This window comes from Colidextribacter sp. OB.20 (genome assembly GCF_009911595.1).
Classification (GTDB): Bacteria; Bacillota; Clostridia; order Oscillospirales; family Oscillospiraceae; genus Lawsonibacter.
Map to the genome: position 1 here is coordinate 1 of NZ_QWKG01000058.1, position 20293 is coordinate 20293.

Annotated in this window: 17 protein-coding genes; 9 read left to right on the forward strand and 8 right to left on the reverse strand. The window is 61.2% G+C overall.

Translation table 11 applies throughout. The features are described from left to right. A partial coding sequence (locus tag D1641_RS13840) for an LTA synthase family protein (protein ID WP_160666676.1) occupies positions 1 to 1605 on the forward strand: 1605 nt, incomplete at its 5' end. Positions 1606 to 1892: 287 nt separating this feature from the next. Here D1641_RS13840 and D1641_RS13845 read toward each other — a convergent pair. Then, positions 1893 to 2060 carry a hypothetical protein gene (locus D1641_RS13845; protein WP_160666678.1) on the reverse strand — a complete coding sequence of 56 codons (168 nt, stop codon included), beginning with the start codon at positions 2058 to 2060 and terminating at the stop codon, positions 1893 to 1895. 84 nt (positions 2061 to 2144) lie between these two features. Further along, complete coding sequence (locus D1641_RS13850) at positions 2145 to 3014, reverse strand: aldose 1-epimerase family protein (protein ID WP_160666680.1); 870 nt, start codon at positions 3012 to 3014, stop codon at positions 2145 to 2147. 614 nt (positions 3015 to 3628) lie between these two features. Here D1641_RS13850 and nagB point away from each other — a divergent pair. The 3 genes from nagB to ugpC all read left to right on the forward strand — a co-directional run bounded on the left by nagB (position 3629) and on the right by ugpC (position 7040). Further along, a complete protein-coding gene (gene nagB, locus D1641_RS13855; protein WP_160666682.1) occupies positions 3629 to 4375 on the forward strand; it encodes a glucosamine-6-phosphate deaminase in 747 nt (248 codons plus the stop codon). After that, complete coding sequence (gene nagA, locus D1641_RS13860; protein WP_160666684.1) at positions 4372 to 5499, forward strand: N-acetylglucosamine-6-phosphate deacetylase; 1128 nt, start codon at positions 4372 to 4374, stop codon at positions 5497 to 5499. Before nagB ends, nagA begins: the two co-directional genes overlap by 4 nt. Before the next feature lie 347 nt (positions 5500 to 5846). Next, positions 5847 to 7040, forward strand: a complete 1194-nt coding sequence (gene ugpC, locus D1641_RS13865; RefSeq protein WP_160666719.1) for a sn-glycerol-3-phosphate ABC transporter ATP-binding protein UgpC — start codon at positions 5847 to 5849, stop codon at positions 7038 to 7040. Positions 7041 to 7290: 250 nt separating this feature from the next. Here ugpC and D1641_RS13870 read toward each other — a convergent pair whose 3' ends face one another. From D1641_RS13870 to D1641_RS13885, 4 genes are all read right to left on the reverse strand, one after another. Further along, on the reverse strand, positions 7291 to 9303 hold the full coding sequence (locus D1641_RS13870) for an extracellular solute-binding protein (RefSeq protein WP_160666686.1): 2013 nt from the start codon (positions 9301 to 9303) through the stop codon (positions 7291 to 7293). 115 nt (positions 9304 to 9418) lie between these two features. Continuing rightward, entirely contained in the window at positions 9419 to 10300 is an 882-nt protein-coding gene (locus tag D1641_RS13875; protein WP_160666688.1) for an ABC transporter permease, read from the reverse strand. Then, positions 10290 to 11453 (reverse strand): ABC transporter ATP-binding protein, encoded by a 1164-nt coding sequence (locus D1641_RS13880; RefSeq protein ID WP_160666690.1) that lies wholly within the window; start codon positions 11451 to 11453, stop codon positions 10290 to 10292. The genes D1641_RS13875 and D1641_RS13880 overlap by 11 nt, the downstream gene beginning before the upstream one ends. A gap of 227 nt (positions 11454 to 11680) precedes the next feature. Further along, on the reverse strand, positions 11681 to 12004 hold the full coding sequence (locus D1641_RS13885) for a helix-turn-helix transcriptional regulator (protein ID WP_160666692.1): 324 nt from the start codon (positions 12002 to 12004) through the stop codon (positions 11681 to 11683). 144 nt (positions 12005 to 12148) lie between these two features. Between D1641_RS13885 and D1641_RS13890 the strand changes: the two genes are divergently transcribed. Continuing rightward, the gene (locus tag D1641_RS13890) at positions 12149 to 12610 is read left to right on the forward strand and encodes a hypothetical protein (RefSeq protein WP_160666694.1); all 462 of its coding nucleotides are present in this window, start codon (positions 12149 to 12151) and stop codon (positions 12608 to 12610) included. A 61-nt stretch (positions 12611 to 12671) separates the two neighbouring features. Here D1641_RS13890 and udp read toward each other — a convergent pair whose 3' ends face one another. Continuing rightward, the gene (gene udp / locus D1641_RS13895; RefSeq protein ID WP_160666696.1) at positions 12672 to 13442 is read right to left on the reverse strand and encodes a uridine phosphorylase; all 771 of its coding nucleotides are present in this window, start codon (positions 13440 to 13442) and stop codon (positions 12672 to 12674) included. 256 nt (positions 13443 to 13698) lie between these two features. Between udp and D1641_RS13900 the strand changes: the two genes are divergently transcribed. The 4 genes from D1641_RS13900 (at position 13699) to D1641_RS13915 (ending at position 17766) form a co-directional block, all read left to right on the forward strand. Further along, positions 13699 to 14403 carry a hypothetical protein gene (locus tag D1641_RS13900; RefSeq protein WP_160666698.1) on the forward strand — a complete coding sequence of 235 codons (705 nt, stop codon included), beginning with the start codon at positions 13699 to 13701 and terminating at the stop codon, positions 14401 to 14403. Between the two features lie 97 nt (positions 14404 to 14500). Then, complete coding sequence (gene trkA / locus D1641_RS13905; RefSeq protein WP_160666700.1) at positions 14501 to 15892, forward strand: Trk system potassium transporter TrkA; 1392 nt, start codon at positions 14501 to 14503, stop codon at positions 15890 to 15892. Further along, positions 15889 to 17325 (forward strand): TrkH family potassium uptake protein, encoded by a 1437-nt coding sequence (locus D1641_RS13910; protein WP_160666702.1) that lies wholly within the window; start codon positions 15889 to 15891, stop codon positions 17323 to 17325. The genes trkA and D1641_RS13910 overlap by 4 nt, the downstream gene beginning before the upstream one ends. Positions 17326 to 17415: 90 nt before the next feature. Continuing rightward, a complete protein-coding gene (locus D1641_RS13915; protein ID WP_160666704.1) occupies positions 17416 to 17766 on the forward strand; it encodes an Asp23/Gls24 family envelope stress response protein in 351 nt (116 codons plus the stop codon). A 125-nt stretch (positions 17767 to 17891) separates the two neighbouring features. Here the strand turns inward: D1641_RS13915 and D1641_RS13920 are convergent, their stop codons facing one another. Then, positions 17892 to 20255, reverse strand: a complete 2364-nt coding sequence (locus tag D1641_RS13920; RefSeq protein ID WP_160666706.1) for an S-layer homology domain-containing protein — start codon at positions 20253 to 20255, stop codon at positions 17892 to 17894. Positions 20256 to 20293: the final 38 nt, after the last annotated feature.

Here is a 20293-nt window from a genome sequence, read left to right on the forward strand (position 1 = left end):
GCCCCGGGACTGCGCCCGCGCTGGGCGGCCATGGCCGCCGCCGTCCAGCTGGCTGCCCTGGGGCTGGTGCTGCTGTGCGGCGGCGGGACACTCTCCCTGCGTTACATCTATTACCGGGCCGCCACCCCCGAGCTGGAGGTGCAGAATTTCGGCGTTTTCACCCAGACCCAGCTGGAGGTCCGGCGGGTTCTCTTCGGCATCCGGCCCGACGCCCCGGATATGAGCGAGGAGCCGGCTCCCGACAAGGCGCCCCCTGATCTGGAGCCCACCGTCCCTCCCGGCGAGGACCCCCCGCCCCCCGACTCCAGTATCTTCGCTCCGGAGACCATCCCGGGCTACCACACCCTGCCTATCGACTTCGACACCCTTATCGCCAACGAGGAGGACGAGGGGCTGCTGCTGGCCCACCAGTGGTTCTCCCAGCGGAAGCCCACCCCGGAAAACCTGTGGACGGGCTATTTCCAGGGCAAAAACCTCATCTGGATTGTAGCCGAGGGCTTCTCCACCCTGGCCATGGACCCCCAGCGCACCCCCGCGCTGTGGAAGCTGTCCCACCAGGGCTTCGTCTTTGACAACTTCTACACCCCGCTGTGGGGGCTGTCCACCTCCGACGGCGAGTATGTCACCACCACCGGCCTGATTCCCAAATCCGGGGTATGGAGCTACTCTCTGTCCTCAGAGAACTACATGCCCTTCGCCCTGGGGAATCAGCTCCGCAAGGAGGGCTGCTCCACCTTCGCCTTTCACAACTACCTCTATGACTACTACGACCGGGACAAGTCCCACCCCAACATGGGCTATGACTACTACGCTCTGGGCCAGGGTCTGGAGCTGGAGTCGGGGGACAGCTTTCCCCCCTCCGACCTGGAGATGATGGAGAAAATCGTCCCCATGTTTGTCAATGAGGAGCGCTTCGCCGTCTACTGTCTCACCGTCAGCGGCCACCTGACCTACACCCTGGACACCAACGCCATAGCCGCCCGCCACTGGGACGCGGTGGCCGGACTGCCCTACAGCGAGGAGGTGCGCTGCTACCTGGCCTGCCAGCTGGAGCTGGAGCTGGCCGTGGAGAGCCTGCTCAGCCAGCTGGAGAAAGCGGGAAAGCTTCGTGACACGGTGATTGTCCTCTCTGCCGACCACTACCCCTACGGCCTCACCGACGAACAGTACAGCGAGCTTCTGGGCCACCAGGTGGACCCGGTGTTTGAGCTCTTCCAGAACACCCTCATCCTGTGGAGCGGGGATATGGAGGGGGCCGCCGTCCACGTGGACAAGTTCTGCTCCAGTCTGGACGTGCTGCCCACCCTGTCCAACCTCTTCGGCCTGCCCTACGACTCCCGGCTCATCATGGGGTCGGACATTCTGTCCGCCGCCGACCCCCTGGTCATCTTCGCTAATTACAGCTTTATCAGCCAGGCCGGGTACTACAACTCCATCACCGACCAGTTCACCCGCTGGGACGGGGAGGAGCCCGACCCGAAGGAGGTGGAGGGTCTGGTATCCGAGGTTCAGAACCGTGTGGCCTACTCAGGCGCCATCCTGGACACCGACTATTACCGCCTGGTGCTGGAGCACACCGGCATGATTGCCGGCGAGGGAAGCTGAAGCCGTCCAAAAGCCAGCAGCGCCCGCCGGTTTTCCGGCGGGCGCTGCTGGTAAACAGAAAGAGGAGGTACGGATGTATAGAAACCGTCCAGGGACAGGAGTTTTTGGTCTGCCGCGCCGGGGAGCTTCGTCCGCTGGGACGGCAGTGGTAAGGGGTTTGCTTCAGTCACTCTTTTGACCTGTGCACAGGATACCACATCTCCCCGGGCCAATCTTCACCAGACTTGGAACTTTCTGTGAAGTTTCTATGAAGGGAACCGGGACGGCCTCTGCCGCCCCGGTCATTGTTACATGTCGTGCCCTTCCCGCTTCATCCGCATCTCCAGCGGATCGGCCATGGGGTCCTGGGCGTTGGTTGCGGTGTCGGTGCGGTTCTGGCCGGCGATAGGGGCGGAGCCCCTCAGATCCCGGCCCTGATTCCTGTTCTGCTTCTTCTGTCTGCTGACTTTGCTCATAGAAACAACCTCCTTGTATCGGATGGCCTTAGTATGCCTCGGCAAGGAGTAAATAATCCCCAGAGGCGTGCTCCGGGGATTATTTTATGTCAGACGGAAGGTGTAGCCCAGGCTTTTTTCCTCCCCCGGCTTCAGAACAATGCAGAAGGGCTTGTCCTCAAACCGCCCGCTCTCGTCGTCATAGGCGGCGCAGCCCTGCCAGGGCTCCATGCACAGATAGGGCGCCCCCGGCTTGGTCCAGAAGGCCACCATAGGGAACTCATGGAAGTCCAGCTCCACCGCCCAGCCGCTCCCTCTGTGGAGCAGAGACACGCGCCCCGAGCGCAGCATGCTGAAAATAATGGTGTCCAGCTCCGCGAAGACGCCGTAGTCCAGGGCCATCCGGCCGGTGCCGTCCAGCATGGGTCTGCGCCCGTTGTGACGGATGAGTCCCTCGGGGGTGAGCAGCAGGCTGTCCGCCCTCTCCTCCTCGTCGAAAAGGAGCTCGCAGTCCTCAAGCCGGTCCCCCTCCGGGACGCGGATGGCGGTGTGGCCTCCGACGCAGAAGGGCATGGGGTCCGTCCCGGTGTTCCTCACGGCGAAGGAGGTGGAAAACCCGTCCTCCAGCAGCCGGTGGGTCACCCGCAGTGAGAAGGGATAGGGGTAGCAGGCCAGCGTCTCTCCGCTCTCCCGCAGCTCCAGGGTGACAAAGTCCTCCCCCTTCTCCACGGACCGGAACTCCATTTTCCGGGCAAAGCCATGGCGGCCCATTTCACAGCTTCTGCCGCCGATGTCCACTCTGCCGTCCTTCAGAGTGCCCACAACGGGGAACAAAATGGGGTTCTGCCCCGCCCAGAATGCCGGGTCCCCCTCCCAGATATACTCCCGCCCGGCCGCGTCCTGGAGGGAAATCAGCTCCCCGCCCCTGGTCCGGGCCACAGCCCGCAGGCCGCCCTTTTTCAGTTCAAACGTCATAGCTCCGCCTCCTTTTTTAATTAGAAGTATAATATAAGCCGCGGCAAAAGGCAATGGAGAAAATGAGAAGCTGTACCAACAGCCGAAGTATTTCGATTCGCGAGGCAAAATTGCCGGCGGCAAGGCGAAAAGTCGCGGGAATGCTTTGTGTATTTCAAGATTTTTCAACAAGGCTAGGCGCCTTTTGAAAAATGGAAATATGCACAGTGGCGAGGGATTTTCCGCCAGACAAACACAATTTTTCGCAGGAATACTGGATGTATTTCAAGAAAAATTGGGGCAGTATGGCGGAAAAAGACCCGCCCCTTGGGCGTATTGACATTTTTCAAACAAGCCCTAGCGGCAATTTTGGCCGCAAAGCTGGGTACTGAGGCTATTGGTACAGCCTCTAAGACTCCTTCACTGATTTCAACAAATGGGGATAATTTTCAAATCTCTCCTTCCCATTCGCCCGAAAAAGAGATACAATAATCCCACCGGCAGCCGCCTTCGGCCTCTCCCCCGCCCCGCCGCGGCAGGGCAGGCGATGGCCCGGGCGGAGCAAATTTCCCCAAAATCAGTACTTGCAAATACTGCCGGTCTAGTATAAAATAACATTAAAGGAGTGATATGCCATGAAAATCTATCGCGAAAAAGACTACGACGCCATGAGCCGCCGGGCAGCCCAGATCATCGCCGGGGAAATCACCCACAACCCCGCCTGCGCCCTGGGTCTGGCCACAGGCTCCACCCCCGAGGGGGCCTACAAGTATCTGGTGGACTGGTATAAGCAGGGCCTGGTCAGCTTTCGGGACGTGCTGTCCGTCAACCTGGACGAGTACGTGGGCCTGGCCCCCGACCACGACCAGAGCTACCGTTACTTCATGCAGAGCAACCTCTTTGACCATGTGGACATCCTCCCCGAGAACACCCGGGTGCCCGACGGCCTGACCAAGGACCCCGAGGCCTTCTGCGCGGAGTACGACGCCTATATCCGCTCCCTGGGCTATGTGAACCTCCAGCTGCTGGGCATCGGCCGCAACGGCCACATCGGCTTCAACGAGCCCGGCGACCACTTTGTCAAGGAGACCCACGTGGTGGACCTGACCGAGAGCACCATCGACGCCAACGCCCGCTTCTTCGCCAGCCGGGACGACGTGCCCAGGCAGGCCATCAGCATGGGCATGGGCGCCATCATGGGGGCCAAGAAGGTTCTGCTGTGCGCCAGCGGCGAGGACAAGGCCGACGCCATCTGCCGCTCTGTCTCCGGGCCCATCACCCCTGAGTGCCCCGGCTCCATCCTCCAGCTGCACAAGAACGTGGTGCTGGTCGCTGACGAGGCCGCTCTCAGCAAGCTCATCGCCGCTGGAGTGGAGGTATGAGAATTATCAATGGTCAGGTCTTTGACCTGAATCAGGGCTTTATCGCCCGAGACGTCAATACCGACGGACCGCTCATCGCCCAGGCCAGCGGCGATGAGGCCGTTCTGGACGCCGGCGGCTGCTGGGTCATCCCCGGGCTGGTGGACGTCCACTTCCACGGCTGCGTGGGGGAGGATTTTTCCGACGCCACCGCCGAGGGCCTGCAAAAAATCGCGGACTTTGAGCTGTCCCAAGGTGTCACCTACATCTGTCCCGCCGGCATGACCCTCCCGGAGGATCAGCTGACTGCCATCTGCAAAAACACCGCCGCCCACCGGAAACAGAACGCCGGGGGCGCGGAGGTGGTGGGGGCCCACCTGGAGGGACCCTTCCTGTGCATGGCTAAAAAGGGCGCCCAGAACGGGGACTACCTCCACGACCCGGACGCCGCCATGCTGAAGCGCCTCCAGGAGGCGGCGGAGGGCTGTGTGCGCCTGGTCACGCTGGCCCCTGAGCAGCCCGGCTCCGTGGAGTTCATCAAGGCCGCCGGGGAGCTGGGCATCCATGTCTCTGTGGGCCACACGGTGGCCAACTATGACACGGCCAAGGCCGCCTTCCAGGCGGGAGCCGACCACGCCACCCACCTGTACAACGCCATGCCCCCCCTGGCCCACCGGGACCCGGGCGTCATCGGCGCGGCCTGGGAGGTCCCTGAGGTCATGCCGGAGCTGATCTGCGACGGCATCCACATCCACCCCGCCGTGGTCCGGCTCACCTTCGGCCTGTTTGGAAAGGAGCGGATGATTATCATCTCCGACTCCCTCCGGGCCACCGGCATGCCTGACGGGGAGTACCCCTTCGGCGGACAGATGATCGAGGTCCACGGCAACCGGGCCACCATCCTGGGCCACCCGGAGACCCTGGCCGGGTCAGTCACCAGCCTGATGGGCTGCCTGCGCCAGGCGGTGTCCTTCGGAATCCCTGTGGCCGACGCCGTTCGGGCCTGCACCTATAACCCCGCCAAATCCATCGGCATCGAGGACCGGACGGGCACCCTGGACGTTGGCAAGGAGGCCAGCATCGTCCTGCTGGACCAGAAGGACCTGTCCATCAAGGCGATCATCTTCAAGGGACAGAAGGTATAGGAATGCGCAAAAAAGCCTCCCCCTTCATGGGGGAGGTGGCTGGCCGAAGGCCAGGCGGAGGGGGTGTGCAGGGAAGGCCCCCTCAGTCAGCCTGCGGCTGACAGCTCCCCCACAAGGGGGGAGCCTTTCTCCCGTTGGAACGGGCGGGTCCGCCCGCCTTTCCAAATATAATCCACGGGTCGGGCGGCTACTCCATCACTATAGCCCCCGGCACCAAACAAAAGGAGGAAAAAAACCGCTGCGGCTTGCGGTGCGGCAGTGTGGAGACCTGCCGTAAAGCCCCTGGGGACTTGCTTCCTCAGGGCGAGGTGGATGTGGCGGAGGCCGCTCCATCAAAGCCGAACGCTATGGCAACTCTGAACCTGAAGAACATCCAGAAGATCTATCCCCACAGCGGCGACCAGAAGAAGGCCAACAAGAAAAAGAAGGGCGAGCCCGAGAAGAAGACCAACCTGCAGGTCACGGACCAGGGCGTCATCGCGGTGCAGTCCTTCAACCTGGACATCGCCGACAAGGAATTTATCGTCCTCGTCGGTCCTTCTGGCTGCGGCAAGTCCACTACTCTGCGGATGGTGGCCGGCCTGGAGGAGATCTCCAGCGGCGAGCTGTACATCGACGGCAAGCTTGTCAACGATGTGGAGCCCAAAAACCGCGACATCGCCATGGTGTTCCAGAGCTACGCTCTGTATCCCCATATGACGGTGTATGAGAACATGGCCTTCCCCCTGAAGCTGCGCAAGATGGACAGGGATGAGATCGACCGCCGGGTGAAGGAGGCCGCTGAGATTCTGGACATCACCCAGTACCTGGACCGGAAGCCCAAGGCGCTGTCCGGCGGCCAGCGGCAGCGCGTGGCCATCGGCCGCGCCATCGTCCGCGAGCCCAAGGTGCTGCTGATGGATGAGCCCCTGTCCAACCTGGACGCCAAGCTGCGTAACCAGATGCGGGCGGAGATCATCAAGCTGCGCCAGAAGATCAGCACCACCTTCATCTACGTCACCCATGACCAGACCGAGGCTATGACTCTGGGCGACCGCATTGTCATCATGAAGGACGGCTACATCCAGCAGATCGGCACCCCCCAGGAGGTCTTTGACCACCCCGCCAATCTGTTCGTCGCCGGCTTCATCGGCATGCCCCAGATGAACTTCTTCGACGCCAAGCTGGTCAACGAGGGCGGCAAGTACGCCGTCAGCGTGGGCGGCTGCAAGGTTGAGCTGTCTGAGGAGAAGCAGAAGAACCTGGCGGCCCACAGCGTCGCGGCTCAGGACATCACCCTGGGCGTGCGTCCCAGCCACATGGTTCTGGCCAAGCAGCCGGGCAACACCCTGTCCGCCACCGTCGAGGTGTCTGAGCTGATGGGCGCGGAGGTCCACTTCCACGCCAACGCCAACGGCAAGGACGTCGTCGTCATCGTGCCCACCATGGACGCCAATGGCGAGCGCATCGACTCCTACCACTCCGGCGACCAGCTGAACCTCACCTTCAGCGGCAACGTGTGCCACGTCTTCGCCAAGGACGGCAAGAATCTGGAGTTCTAAGCGCGCATCCTTCCTCCCCGGAACATACCGGCCCCGCCTTTGATGGAAAGGCGGGGCCGGTCTTTTTTAATCTATTCTGCCTGCAGGCCCCCTTCGCAAAGGGGGCTGGCACGGCGAAGCCGTGACTGGGGGTTTTCTCTCTGAAAGATTGCGGTGCAGTATCGGTAAGGAAAACCCTCCGTCATTTGCTTCGCAAATGCCACCTCCCTTTGCGAAGGGAGGCTTTGGGGCGCATTCCTAACCGTTTTCCTTACTTCACCCCCAGCTGGGTCCACAGGTCGTTGTACAGCTTGAGGGTGGCGGCGGGCAGGTTGTGGTAGGGCTCGCACCGGGCCAGAATTTCCTCCGGAGCGGCCATAATCTCGTAAATCTCCGGGTCCAGCTCCTCCTCATACAGCTCCTCATAGTAGTCCGGATACTGCTCCAGGGCCGCCTTATTCGGAGAGGCATACCAGATATAGTCCATATTCGCCAGATTGGCCTCGGTGGAGGCGATAAAGTTGATCCACATGTGCCCCTCCTTCCGGTGGGGGGCGTCCCGGATCATCAGCATGGCATCCACAAACCAGTTGGAGCCCTCCTCCGGGATGACGAAGGCCAGATCCACTCCGTCAGCCTGGTTGTCCAGCATGGAGAGGTAATCTCCGGCGTAGTAGGTCGCGATGGCAGCGTTTCCGCCCTCCATCTTCTGGAACACCTCGTCGGACACCCGGCCCTGGAACACCCCCCGGCGGCTGGCGCCGGCCACCAGCTCATAGGCCTCTCTGATCTGGGCCTCATCGGTGGTGTTCACCGAGTATCCCAGGCAGAGCAGGGCCTCGGCCAGGGCGTCCCGGGAGTTGTTGATGAGCAGGACGTTCCCGGCGTATTTGTCGTCATAGAGGGCGCTCCAGCTGGTGATCTCCTCCTCCACCATGTTCCGGTTATAGATGATGCCCAGGGTGCCCCAGGTGTAGGGGACGGTGTACTCGTTGGCGGGGTCGAAGTCCAGATTCAGGAAGCGCTCGTCCATGAGGGAGAAGTTGGGAATCTGGCTGTAGTCCAGCTTCTCCACCATGCCCTCCTGGATAAACCGCCCCGCCATATAGTCGGAGGTGACCACCACGTCGTAGTCCGCCCCGCCGCTCTTCAGCAGGGAGTAGAGGGCCTCGTTGCTCTCGGCGGTCTGGTAGTTCACCCGGATGCCGGTGGCGTTCTCAAACCGGGTAATCAGCTCCTCGTCGATGTACTCCCCCAGGCTGCACACATTGACCACCGGCCGGGAGCTGGTCGCATGGGCCAGCACCGTCACGGTACACAGGAAGGCGCAGGCCAGCGCCCCGGCCAGCCCCCGCCGGGCCCACTTGTACCGGGGCCCGGCCATTTTCAGCCGCAGCCGCTCCAGGGCGGAGGGCTGATGGGCTCTCCCCCGGTTCCTCCGGGCCTCCTGACGGGCCTCCCGCACATTGGTGATGACCAGCAGCACCAGCACCGAGAGGAACAGCAGGGTGGATACCGCGTTGATCTCCGGGGTGACCCGCTTCTTGGTCATGCCGTAGATGGTCATGGCCAGAGTGGAACTGGCGGAGCCGGCGGTAAAGTAGGAGATGATAAAGTCGTCAATGGACATGGTAAAGGCGATGAGGGCTCCGGAGACGATTCCCGGCTTGATCTCGGGCAGCATCACCCTCCAGAAGGCCTGCATCCAGGTGCACCCCAGGTCCTGGGCCGCGTCCATCAGGTTGCGGTCCATCTGCCGCAGCTTGGGGGCCACGTTGAGGATGACATAGGGGATGTTGAAGGCCACATGGGCCAGCAGCAGGGTGGTAAAGCCCAGCACCAGCCGGTCGGGCAGCTCCACCGCGCTCTGGACCGAGTTAAACCACCGGGCGAAGGTCCCCCAGCCCTGGAAAAAGGCCACAAAGAACAGGCACAGGGAGACGCCGGTGACAATATCGGCGTTCATCATGGGGATGTTGTTTACCGTGAGCAGGGCCTCCCGCTTCTTCCGCCCCAGGCTGTACAGCCCGATGGCCGCGAAGGTGCCCGCCACCGTGGCGATGGCGGTGGCCAGCAGAGAGACCAGCAGGGTGGTGTAAACGCTCTCCATAATCAGCCGGTTCCGGAACAGCTTGGAGTACCAGTCCAGAGAGAAGCCCTTCCACACGGCGCTGGAGTCCCCGGCGTTGAAGGAAAAGATAATGAGCAGGATGATGGGGGCGTACAGAAAGAGGAACATCAGGCCGATACAGAGGCGGCTGCCAAGGCGGTTGGAGTTCTTCATAAGCAGACCCTCCTCTGTAGGGCGCGACGACCCCGGCGCGCCGAAATCAGGAGGCCCCCGGCGCGGCGGGCCGAGTCGTCCCGCCCTACATACGCGGCGTTCCAAACAACATAGATCATAGCATCACCGCCTGTTCCTCGCCCTCGCCGAAGTGGTTCATGACCACCATGCAGACGACGACAATGACCATCATGACCATGGAGATGGCGGCCCCCAGGTGGGGGTCGTAGGCTCCGCCCAGGAACTGCTGCTCGATGAGGTCGCCCAGCATGATCTGGTTGCCCCCTCCCAGCAGGCGGGAGATGGCGAAGGTGGACACCGAGGGGACAAACACCATGGTCACCCCGGACAGCACCCCGGGCAGGGAGAGGGGCAGAATCACCTTCCGGAACACGCCGGCGGAATCGGCCCCCAGGTCCCGGGCCGCCTCCAGCAGAGAGTGGTCCAGCTTGAGGATGACCGAGTAGATGGGCAGGATCATAAAGGGCAGGTAGTTGTACACCATGCCCAGCACCACCGCCCCCGAGGTGCCGATCATGGGGATGTAGTCAGTGGGCTTGTACAGGGCGGGGTCGGCGGCAAAGTGGAGGGCAATCTGATTGTACAGGTCCACCAGGCCGATGCTCCGGAACAGCTGGTTGAGCAGGCCGTTGTTCTCCAGGATGGACATCCAGGAGTAAGTACGCAGGAGGAAGTTCATCCACATGGGCAGCATAATCAGGGCCATAGCCACCCGCTGGAAGCCGGGGCCCTCGTGGGCCATCCAATAGGACACCGGATAGCCGATGAGCAGGCAGACCACGGTAGCGACAGCGGCCAGCCGGAAGGAGCGGAGGAACACCGAGGCATAGAGACCCATCTCAGTGAAATTCTCCATAGTGCCCTCAAACTCGGTGGTGGTGAAGGCGTACACCACCATAATCAGAATGGGGACAACCACCATCAGAGCCATCCAAATCACATAAGGAACGGCAAACAAGGACAGCTTATTCTTCATCCCCGCCGTCCTCCTCCTCCGGGTCATAGCTGGAGATTTCCTCATACTCCTCGGAGTAGGAGGAGTAGTCGCCGAACATGCCGGAGTACTCGCTCTTCTTCATCACGTGGATGCCGTCCGGGTCGATTTTGATGCCGATGCGGCTGCCCACTGGGGACAGGTCGGTGGTCTGGATGAGCCACTTGAAGCCGTAGAAGTCCACAATAATGTCGTACTGCATCCCCTTGAAGGTGACCGAGGTGACGGTGCCCTTCAGCTGGCCCTGGTCCTCGGGGACGATGTCCACGTCCTCGGGGCGGATGACCACGTCCACCGCCTCGTCCCTCTCAAAGCCGCCGTCCAGGCACTGGAAGCGCCGGTTGAAGATCTCCACCACTCCGTCGGCCCGCATGATACCGTCGATGATGTTGGACTCGCCGATAAAGTCGGCCACGAAGGCGTTGCGCGGCTCGTTGTAGATGTCCTCAGGGGAGCCGATCTGCTGGATGCGGCCGGAGTCCATCACCACCACCGTGTCGGACATGGCAAGGGCCTCCTCCTGGTCGTGGGTGACGTAGACAAAGGTGATCTCCATGGCCTTCTGGATACGCTTGAGCTCATTCTGCATGTCCTTGCGCAGCTTTAAGTCCAGCGCTCCCAGGGGCTCGTCCAGCAGCAGCACCTTGGGCCGGTTTACCAGCGCCCGGGCAATGGCCACCCGCTGCTGCTGTCCGCCGGACAGCTGGGTGGTCCGCCGCTTCTCAAAGCCCCGGAGATTGACCACCTCCAGCATCTCCATCACCCGCCGGTCAATCTCCTCCTCCGACAGCTTCAGCTTGTTCCCGCTGGCGTCCGCCTTGGGGATGCGCAGACCGAAGGCGATGTTCTCATACACGTTCAGGTGGGGAAACAGGGCGTACTTCTGGAACACCGTGTTGATGGCCCTTTTGTGGGGCGGGACAGCATTAATCCTCACCCCGTCGAACAAAACATCTCCAGAGGTGGGCGTCTGAAAACCACCGATGATTCTGAGCGTGGTGGTCTTGCCGCACCCGCTGGGTCCGAGCAGCGTGAGGAATTCCTTATCCTGAATGCTTAAATTGATTTTGTCGAGCACAATATCCTCGTCGAACGCCATGGTGCAGCCGGCCAGGCGGATCAACTCCTTGGACATGTATCCTCCCCCATTTCTGTTGTTTTCTTTGTCAGCTCCCTCGATTTATTCACCGGGCGGGCCCTCTGTCCAGGGGGGACGTCGGGCGCGTTGACCGGCTTTCACGGATAGCGAGATACACTATAGCGGGTTATACCTAAAATGTCAATCTTTTTTGACAAAAATCTTGACGGTTTTCCTTTGAATTACTCCAAACCCATAGCGGTACAAAAACTCGTAGAGGATATCTACTTAAAGTATTTTATATTGGTGCTGATAAAATCAATAAATTTTTCTTTGTTATCTCCGCTGAGCCCATTTATTTCTATCAGGCTTGTAATAAATGTGTGTTCTGTATTATGCAGTACATTACCATTTAGATAATCAATGCCAACATTAAGGGCACAGGCAATGCTGTCTATTGTCTGTAAACTGGGCATTCCCTCTCCACGCTCTATCTTCCCTAAAAAGTTGTCTGTAATTCCGGCTTTTTCCGCCAGCTGCTCGATTGTCAACAGCTGCCGCTTTCGCTCTTTTCTGATATTCTCCCCGATTTTCTTAATATCAACCATTAGTCCACCCCCTATAAGATATTTTATAGGGATTTTTTGTCCCTTTTAAGTTCCTAATATTCCTTTTTATGTTGACTATAATTCCTGTCAGTGTTATAATACAGCTTACATCCCAAGCAAAAAAATCAGACGGAGGTTGACACTATGAAAAAAACACTTGCACTCATACTTACAGCGGCCCTGGTTCTCTCTTTGGCGGCCTGCGGCGGGTCAAAAAAGCCCCAGGAAATCGAACTGACCACAGAAAATATTGGTGACTACATCTCGTTCAGCGGAGAATTTACGGATTCCGAATATCATCAAACCATTTTGTATTATGTAAGCACTTCGACGATTGATTTCCAAGCCTATAGTACAAGCGCAGGAACATTCAGCAATGTTGAAATAACACTTCGAGCAAACATTGACAACGACGGAGCGATTGGAGAAAAATGGCACTTGGCTGATGCAGAGGATACTGGCGTCGAGTTTACATTCAAAATGCCTTCCAGCGGAGATTATTCCCATTCGTATAGTATTGAATGTAACAGAAATACGAGCAAGCTGAAAGGAAGCTGCGATTTCACGGTGGTCTCTGTCAGCGGAACCTATACACCGGCGGATTAAAAATGGAATACAAGAGGCGGCTAGTTTTCACACTAGCCGCCTTGCCCTTTCTATGCTTTTGTTATTCTCTGTCCTGTTGAATCAGAATTTTCAGCGCCTCCACCCCAGCGGTGATGGCCGCCTCGGTGTTGTGGCTCTCCTTCTGGTCCAGCCCGGCCTTCTCCCGCTCCTGGTTCCAGATGACGTGGAACACCGACCCGCACCGCACCCGGCGGGCCGCCGCCACGGCAAAGAGGGCGGCGGACTCCATCTCGGAGGCCAGCACCCCCAGCCGCCTCCATGCCTCCCATTTCTGCTCCAGCTCGAAGCTCACCGGCATCCGGGCCGGGGAGTGCTGGCCGTAGAAGGAGTCCTTGCACTGGACCACCCCGGCGTGCCAGGGGTAGCCCAGATTTTTACAGGCTTCCACCAGGGCGGAGGTCACCGTGAAGTCGGGGACGGCGGGCCACTCGATGGGGGCGTACTCCCGGCTGGTCCCCTCCATGCGCACCGCCCCGGTGGCCACCACCACGTCGCCGCTCTGGACGCTCAGGTTGATGCCCCCGCAGGTGCCCACCCGGACGAAGGTGTGGACCCCCAGGTTGGCCAGCTCCTCCATGGCGATGGCGGCAGAGGGCCCGCCGATGCCGGTGGACACCACGCTCACCCTCTCCCCCAGGAGCTCCCCCGTATAGGTGACATACTCCCGGTTGGTCTGGATGTGGACCGGGCTGTCAAAGTGCCGGGCGATGGCCTCACACCGGCCGGGATCGCCGGGGAGGATGCAGTAGCCCCCCACCTCCCCTTCGGCGCACTGGATATGGAACTGCCGCTCCCGTGTCTGTTCATTCATGAAAAACCCTCCTGCTTTCCCCTGTTGGATGGAGAAATTATACCATTATCCCACACAAAATTCAAGGATTTCCCTCCCTGTTTTCTGCCCTCCAGCCCCGTCGAGGACCCGCCCGGCCCGTCAGCAAAATAGACAAATTTCCTCTTTTGTATTTCGGGCAGATTTGTTCTCCTTGCATCTTCCCGCAATTTGAGCTATAATGTATTGAGTTAAAAGGTCTTTCCTCACTGTCCCGATACTTAAGGAGGAACTGTATTTGAAACGATTTTTAATATTCCCCTGCGTCATCTGCCTGGTCTTTGGACTGCTGGTGGGGGTGATTCTTCCCATTGACCTGTGGGGGGAGAACGCCCCTCCCGTTATGGGCCCGGCCAACACCTTCCCTCCCCCAAGCAGCAACACATCCGCGGCTCCCAGCCCCGCCCCGTCCTCCCAGTCTGACCCGCTGGACCCGCTGGACAACTTCCCGCTGCTTGGCTCCGCCTGCGCCGTCAATCGGGCAATCCAGCAGGGCAGCTGGTCCGCTCTGGCCGCCTACGTTCATCCCGAGCTGGGCGTCACCTTCACCCCCTACTCCACAGTGGAGCCGGACAGCGACCTCACCTTCACCGCCGACCAGATCAAGGGTCTGGCCCAGGATCAGACGGTCTACACCTGGGGCTTTGAGGACGGCCGGGGTGACCCCATCCAGATGACCATGCTGCAGTATTTCGAGCGCTATGTCTATAACTACGACTACACCCAGGCCCCGCAGATCGGAATCGACCGGGTCATCACCGGCGGCAACGCCCTGGAAAACCTGGCAGAGGCCTACCCCGGCTGCCGGTTTGTGGATTTCAGCTTCCCCAGCACCGACCCGGTGAATGACGGGATGGACTGGTCCTCCCTGAAGCTGGTGTTTCAGCCCAGCGAAACCCGCTGGTATCTGGTGGGCATTGTTCACGGGGAATGGACCATTTAATCCTTCTATCCGCCCCGCAGGGGCCGCCTCTCATTCATATCGGGCCGCCCAGGGGGCGGCCCCTACCCTGTTCATTTTGGAAAGGATCATCAATACTATGAATATTATTGTTGTAGGCTGCGGCAAGGTGGGCTTCACTCTGGCCGAACAGCTGGTGAAGGAGGAGCACGACGTCACCATTGTGGACACCGTGGAGGAGGAGCTGCGCCGGGCCGGCGACCAGCTGGACATCATGACGGTGCGGGGCAACGGCGTCTCCGCCGCCACCCTCCGGGAGGCCGGGGCGGACGGCGCCGACCTTCTGGTGGCCGCCACCAACTCCGACGAGGTAAACATGGTCTGCTCCCTCACCGCCAAGAGCATGGGCACCAAATACACCATCGCCCGCATCCGCAACCAGGAATACACCAGCAGCGTGGCCGAGCTGCGCCGGGACCTGAAAATCGACATGGTCATCAACCCGGAGAACACCACCGCTGTGGAAATTTCCCGGCTGCTTCGCTTCCCCTCCGCCGCCAACATCGAGACCTTCTGCCGGGGGCTGGTGGAGCTGATGGGCTTCCGCCTTCAGGAGGGGGACTTTCTGGTGGGGGCCCCTCTGTACAGCCTGCCTGGGCACATCAAGAAGCTCTCCCTGTTGTTCTGCGCCGTGGACCGGGACGGCCAGGTCTCCATCCCCAACGGCTCCTTCGTGCCCCAGGCCGGGGATAAGCTGTATATGATCGGCCGGCCAAACAGCCTGGACCAGTTCTTCCGCCAGCTGGGCCGATACGCCCCCAAGGTGAAGCAGGTCTTTCTGGTGGGGGGCGGCAAGATCTCCACTTATCTGGCCAGCATCCTGGACCGGATGGGCATCCGGCTGAAAATCATCGAGCGCAGCGAGGAGCGCTGCCGCCTCCTCAGCGAGCAGTTCCCCCGGGTCACGGTCATCTGCGGAGACGGCACCGACTCCGAGCTTCTGGAGTCGGAGAACCTCACCGCCAGCGACGCCTTCATCTCCCTCACCGACCGGGACGAGGAGAATCTCATCATCGCCCTGTACGCCATGCAGCAGGGCCTGCCCAAGGTTATCACCAAGTGCAACCGCCAGGGCTACGCCGGCATCGTCCGCTCCCTGGGCCTGGACAGCGTCATCTCCCCCAAATTCGTCACCGCCTCCCACATTCTCCACGTGGTGCGGGGGATGCAGAACTCCCAGGGCAGCGTGATGAACTCCCTCCACCGCATCGCCGGCGGCGGGGCGGAGGCCATGGAGTTCACCGTGGGCCCCAGCACCCGGAACCTGGGCGTTCCGCTGAAGCAGCTCAAGCTGCGGCCCGGCGTCCTGCTGGCCGTTATCGTCCGGGGCAAGGACATCATCATTCCCGAGGGCGCCTCCTTCCTCCAGGAGGGGGACCAAGTCATCATCATCGCCCGGGACGGCGGCGTTCTGGACCTGAACGACATCTACGCCGCCGAGCCCAACACCCCGGGAGGGAGCGCCAAATGAACATCAAGCTTGTCCTGAAGCTGGTGGGCAGGATTCTGATTCTGGAGTCCGCCGCCATGGTGGTCCCTATGGCTGTTGCCCTGCTCTATCGGGAGAGCCCCCTCCCCTTTATCTACGCCATCCTCATCATGGCCGCCTGCGGCTTTGGCCTGTCCGTTCTGCCCGCGAAGCAGCAATTCTTCACCCGGGAGGGCTTTGTGGCGGTGGGCCTGATCTGGATCTTCACCGGCCTGGCCGGGGCGCTGCCCTTTATCTTCTCCGGCTGGTTCGCCACCCCCATAGACGCCATCTTCGAGTCCTGCTCCGGCTTTACCACCACCGGCTCCACCATCCTCACCAACATTGAGGCCCTGCCCAAGGGCATTCTGTTCTGGCGGGCCTTCACCCACTGGATGGGAGGCATGGGGGTGCTGGTGCTGGCCACCGCTATCGTGCCCAAGCTGGGCATCCGCTCCCACTACCTGACCCAGGCGGAGACGCCGGGGCCGGTGTTCTCCAAGCTGGTGCCCAAGCAGTCCCAGACCTCTAAAATCCTCTACACCATGTATTTTGCCCTCACCGCCCTGGAGGTGGTCTGCCTCAAGCTGGCCGGGATGCCCCTGTACGACGCCCTGATCCACTCCTTCTCCACCGCGGGCACCGGCGGCTTCTCCAACCGGAACGCCAGCGTGGGGGCCTACGGCAGCGTGTCCATTGATATCATCATCACGGTGTTCATGCTGTTGTTCTCCGTCAACTTCGCCATCTACTTCCTGCTGCTCACCAAAAAGTGGAGGGAGGCCCTCCAGAGCGACGAGCTGCGGTTTTTCCTGGGGGTGGTGTTCGGGGCCACAGCCATTATCACCCTGTCCAACCTGCGGGTATATTCCAGCATCTGGGAAAGCCTGCGGTACACAGTCTTTCAGGTAGCCTCCATCATCTCCACCACCGGCTTCGGCACGGCGGACTTCGTCCTCTGGCCCCAGTTCTCTCAGCTGATTATCATCCTGCTCATGTTCTGCGGGGCCAGCGCCGGCTCCACCGGCGGCGGCATGAAGTGCTCCCGGGTGCTTCTGCTTCTGCGCTCCATCCGGCGGGAGATTCACCGTATCACCCATCCCCGGTCGGTGGAGGTGGTCAAGCTGGACGGCAAGCTGGTCAGCGAGTCCACCCTCCACTCCCTGCTGGTCTTTGTGGGGGCCTATGTGACCACTGTCTTTGTGGCCGCCCTCATCATCTCTCTGGACGGGGAGTCCTTCGCCGTCTCCTTCAGCGCCGCCCTCACCTGCGTCAGCAACGTGGGCCCCGGCCTGGAGGTCATCGGCCCCAGCGGCAGCTTCGCCGCCTTCTCCGGGCTGTCCAAGGCTGTCATGTCTCTGTGCATGATTATCGGCCGGCTGGAGATCCTCCCCATTCTGGTTCTGTTCTGTCCCTCCACCTGGCGGCGGACCTGAAAGTTTTTCCCCCGCGCGGTTGTCAAGGGGGCAAAAGTGTGGTAGAATAACAATGATCATCGGCAAAACTGGAAACAGGAGTGGTATCACATGAGTGACAGCAAGGACTACGTCTCCCGCTCTGATGAGCTGGGCAACATCCATATTTCCGAGGAGGTGCTGGCCGCCATCTCCGCCGCCGCCGCTCTGGAGGTGGAGGGGGTCAGCAGTCTGACCAACCCCAGCAAGAAAAACGCCGCCAAAGGGGTCCACATCAAGCTGGAGGACGAAAAGGTCGTGGTCAGCATGTCCGTCCTCATGGCCTATGGCCACACCATCCCCGAGATGGGCAAGGCCGTTCAGGAGGCCGTGAAGAACGCCATCGAGTCCATGAGCGGCCTGGAGGTCGCCGCCGTCAACGTCAGTGTGGGCGGCATCGTCTTCCCCCAGAAGGAGCAGTAAAGCTGCGGTTTTCCCATCCTTTTATCTGAACATGCCCTGCCGTGCCCCCTCCCGAGGAGGGGGCGCTTATTTCGGCGGTCTAAAAAATCAGGCTCCCAATCGGGAGCCTGATTTTTTATATCGGTTCAGTTCGCTTTGATGACCCGGACCTGCTGGCCCACGGGGTCCACATAGATGGTCAGATTGCTGGAGTAGGCCTTGATGGCGGTCAGGCGCTCCGCGCCGGTGCCGCTCAGCCAATCCAGGTCGCTGCGGCTGCCGCCCTGGCCGCGGCAGCACTCCACATCATCGGCGATCCGGTAGGTCCGGCCGCCCACCGTGACGTGGGGCACCCCCTGGCTCTCGAAGAAGTCGCTGGCCTTGACCTTGATCTCCGTGAGCCGGACAATGGCCTTGATGGTCTTGCCGTCGCCGCCGCTCAGGGGCGTTCCCGTGACCACACCCACCATGTCGCCGGTGCGGCCGTTGTAGCCGGCGGAGGAGGCAAAGACAATGTCTCCGCTGCCCCGCACCAGCGTCCAGTCGGTGTGGGTGCTGTCGGGCCGCTCATTGCCATTCTCATCCACGCCGCCCGGCACGGTAGTGGCCTTGCCCACCATCATGCCGTACTCATAGGCGTCGCCCGTGACATCGTTGAGGATGATATAGTCCACCATGCCCGAGCTGTTCAGATGGCAGCCGGCGATCTGTCCGGCTGGGATGACGGCCGACGCCAGGTCGCCCTGGTTGATCTCCACCATGGCCCCGCCCTGGACCTGCTCATAGATCCGCACGCCGGCGGTGACGGTGTAGCCGCCCAGCTTCATTCCGTTCACATTGAAATCGCCGGGGGCGCCGGAGGTGGACAGGCGGCTGGCGTAGAAGCCGTCCCGGGAGGCGGAGATGCTCACCAGCTGGTTCTCCACGTTGGAGGCGTTGGAGACGGTCCCCTCCAGCTTCATGGTGCCGCCGTTGGGCAGGAAGATTTCCACCCCGCTGCCGCTGACCATTCCGATGGCGGTGGAGCGGAGCTTGCCGTTGGGCTTGACGATGCCGGCCACCTTGCCGTCGGCGGTGAGGAGCAGGCAGACGCTTTCTCCCACCTTCACGTCGTCCATGGTGTTCCAGGCACTGGACAGCACGGGGACGTCCTTCTGCCCCACGATGCTGATGGTGGTGGGGGTCTTGGGCGTGGGGGCGGGGTCCTTATAGGCGGCGGTCAGCCGCAGGTCGGAGACCACCAGGGTATTGCTGATGGCGTCGTAGGTGACCACGTCGTAGGGCTTGATCTGAGACAGGTCAATGGACTGGCGGTTCTTGATGATGTTGAAGTTGGCCGCGCCGCCGGTGAGCTGGTGGAAGGTGGCGGTGGTGGCGGTGCCCATGACCACCACGGCGTCAGAGTCCACTGTGGTCCCGCTGCTGGTGGAGTAGATGGCCACGATCTTGCCCTTCTCCGAGTACATGGTGACCTGGGTGCCCGAGGTGAGGGTGGAGTATGCCTCCAGATAGCTCTTCCCCTCTCCGGAGGCGGAGTTGTAGACCTTCGCGGTGCCGGATATGGTATACTGCCGGCCCCCGGCGGCCTTCAGGAAGGCAGCTTGGGCGTCGCCCGACAGGGTAATGGTGATGGCGGTGCTGTCGTCGGGGACAAAGGCCACAATCTCCTCCCGGTCGTTGAGCACCAGGCTCCCCCGCTTGCCCTGGAGAGCGGGGACATTGCCGCTGCCGCCGGCGGGGAGATAGGCCTCGGAGGCGCTGTTGTTGGTGGTGCGGACAGCCCCTGTGCTGCCGCCGTCATCGGTGGCAACATTGACGGCCAGGATGATGCTCTTCTCGCTGGGTACATCCCCCAGCGACTTGTAGTAGGCCTCGCCCTTGGCGGTCTTGCAGCGCAGGGCGTTGACAAAAAGCTGGGCCGCCTGGGCCCGGCTGATCTCGGAGAAGGCCCCCACAGCCAGACCGTCGGTCAGGCCGATGGACTGGGCCAGGTCCAGATAGCCCTGGGGCCACACCGCCCCGGCCTGCCTGCCGGAGTAGCCCAGAGCCCGCAGGAGGATGGTGACAGCCTCGCTCATGCTGATGTTGCTCTCGGGCTTGAAGGTCCCGTCGCCCACGCCGGACACCAGATAGGTGGTCCTGGCCCCCTCACCCGACTCCTCAGAAACGGGGATGGAGGCGGCCAGATTGATATACTGCCGGGCCCAGTGGCTGCTGGGCACGTCAGAGAAGATGGTCCGGGTGGAGTACTGCCGGGCCTCGCTGTCCCGCTGGAGGAATTTTACCGCCATGGTGCAGAACTGGGCCCGGGTCAGGCTTCCGCCGGGGTTGAACTGGTTGTTCCCCACCCCGCTCACCACACCCATCAGACGCAGGATGTCCGCGTTGACGGCGGTGGCCTCATCCTGGACGTCGCTGAAGGAGCCCGCCGCCCCCGCCGGCAGGACCAGCAGGGAGGCCGCCAGGGCAGCGGTGAGGACGGCCGCCAGCAGCCGCTTGAATTTTCTCATGTTGTTCACTCTCCAATCCCATATCGTAGGGGCGGGGC

Excerpts from the sequence above, each read along its gene's own strand:
- D1641_RS13845 (WP_160666678.1), bottom strand. The coding sequence starts at position 2,060 with ATGAGCAAAGTCAGCAGACAGAAGAAGCAGAACAGGAATCAGGGCCGG.
- D1641_RS13850 (WP_160666680.1), bottom strand. The coding sequence starts at position 3,014 with ATGACGTTTGAACTGAAAAAGGGCGGCCTGCGGGCTGTGGCCCGGACC.
- nagB (WP_160666682.1), top strand. The coding sequence starts at position 3,629 with ATGAAAATCTATCGCGAAAAAGACTACGACGCCATGAGCCGCCGGGCA.
- nagA (WP_160666684.1), top strand. The coding sequence starts at position 4,372 with ATGAGAATTATCAATGGTCAGGTCTTTGACCTGAATCAGGGCTTTATC.
- ugpC (WP_160666719.1), top strand. The coding sequence starts at position 5,847 with ATGGCAACTCTGAACCTGAAGAACATCCAGAAGATCTATCCCCACAGC.
- D1641_RS13870 (WP_160666686.1), bottom strand. The coding sequence starts at position 9,303 with ATGAAGAACTCCAACCGCCTTGGCAGCCGCCTCTGTATCGGCCTGATG.
- D1641_RS13875 (WP_160666688.1), bottom strand. The coding sequence starts at position 10,300 with ATGAAGAATAAGCTGTCCTTGTTTGCCGTTCCTTATGTGATTTGGATG.
- D1641_RS13880 (WP_160666690.1), bottom strand. The coding sequence starts at position 11,453 with ATGTCCAAGGAGTTGATCCGCCTGGCCGGCTGCACCATGGCGTTCGAC.
- D1641_RS13885 (WP_160666692.1), bottom strand. The coding sequence starts at position 12,004 with ATGGTTGATATTAAGAAAATCGGGGAGAATATCAGAAAAGAGCGAAAG.
- D1641_RS13890 (WP_160666694.1), top strand. The coding sequence starts at position 12,149 with ATGAAAAAAACACTTGCACTCATACTTACAGCGGCCCTGGTTCTCTCT.
- udp (WP_160666696.1), bottom strand. The coding sequence starts at position 13,442 with ATGAATGAACAGACACGGGAGCGGCAGTTCCATATCCAGTGCGCCGAA.
- trkA (WP_160666700.1), top strand. The coding sequence starts at position 14,501 with ATGAATATTATTGTTGTAGGCTGCGGCAAGGTGGGCTTCACTCTGGCC.
- D1641_RS13910 (WP_160666702.1), top strand. The coding sequence starts at position 15,889 with ATGAACATCAAGCTTGTCCTGAAGCTGGTGGGCAGGATTCTGATTCTG.
- D1641_RS13915 (WP_160666704.1), top strand. The coding sequence starts at position 17,416 with ATGAGTGACAGCAAGGACTACGTCTCCCGCTCTGATGAGCTGGGCAAC.
- D1641_RS13920 (WP_160666706.1), bottom strand. The coding sequence starts at position 20,255 with ATGAGAAAATTCAAGCGGCTGCTGGCGGCCGTCCTCACCGCTGCCCTG.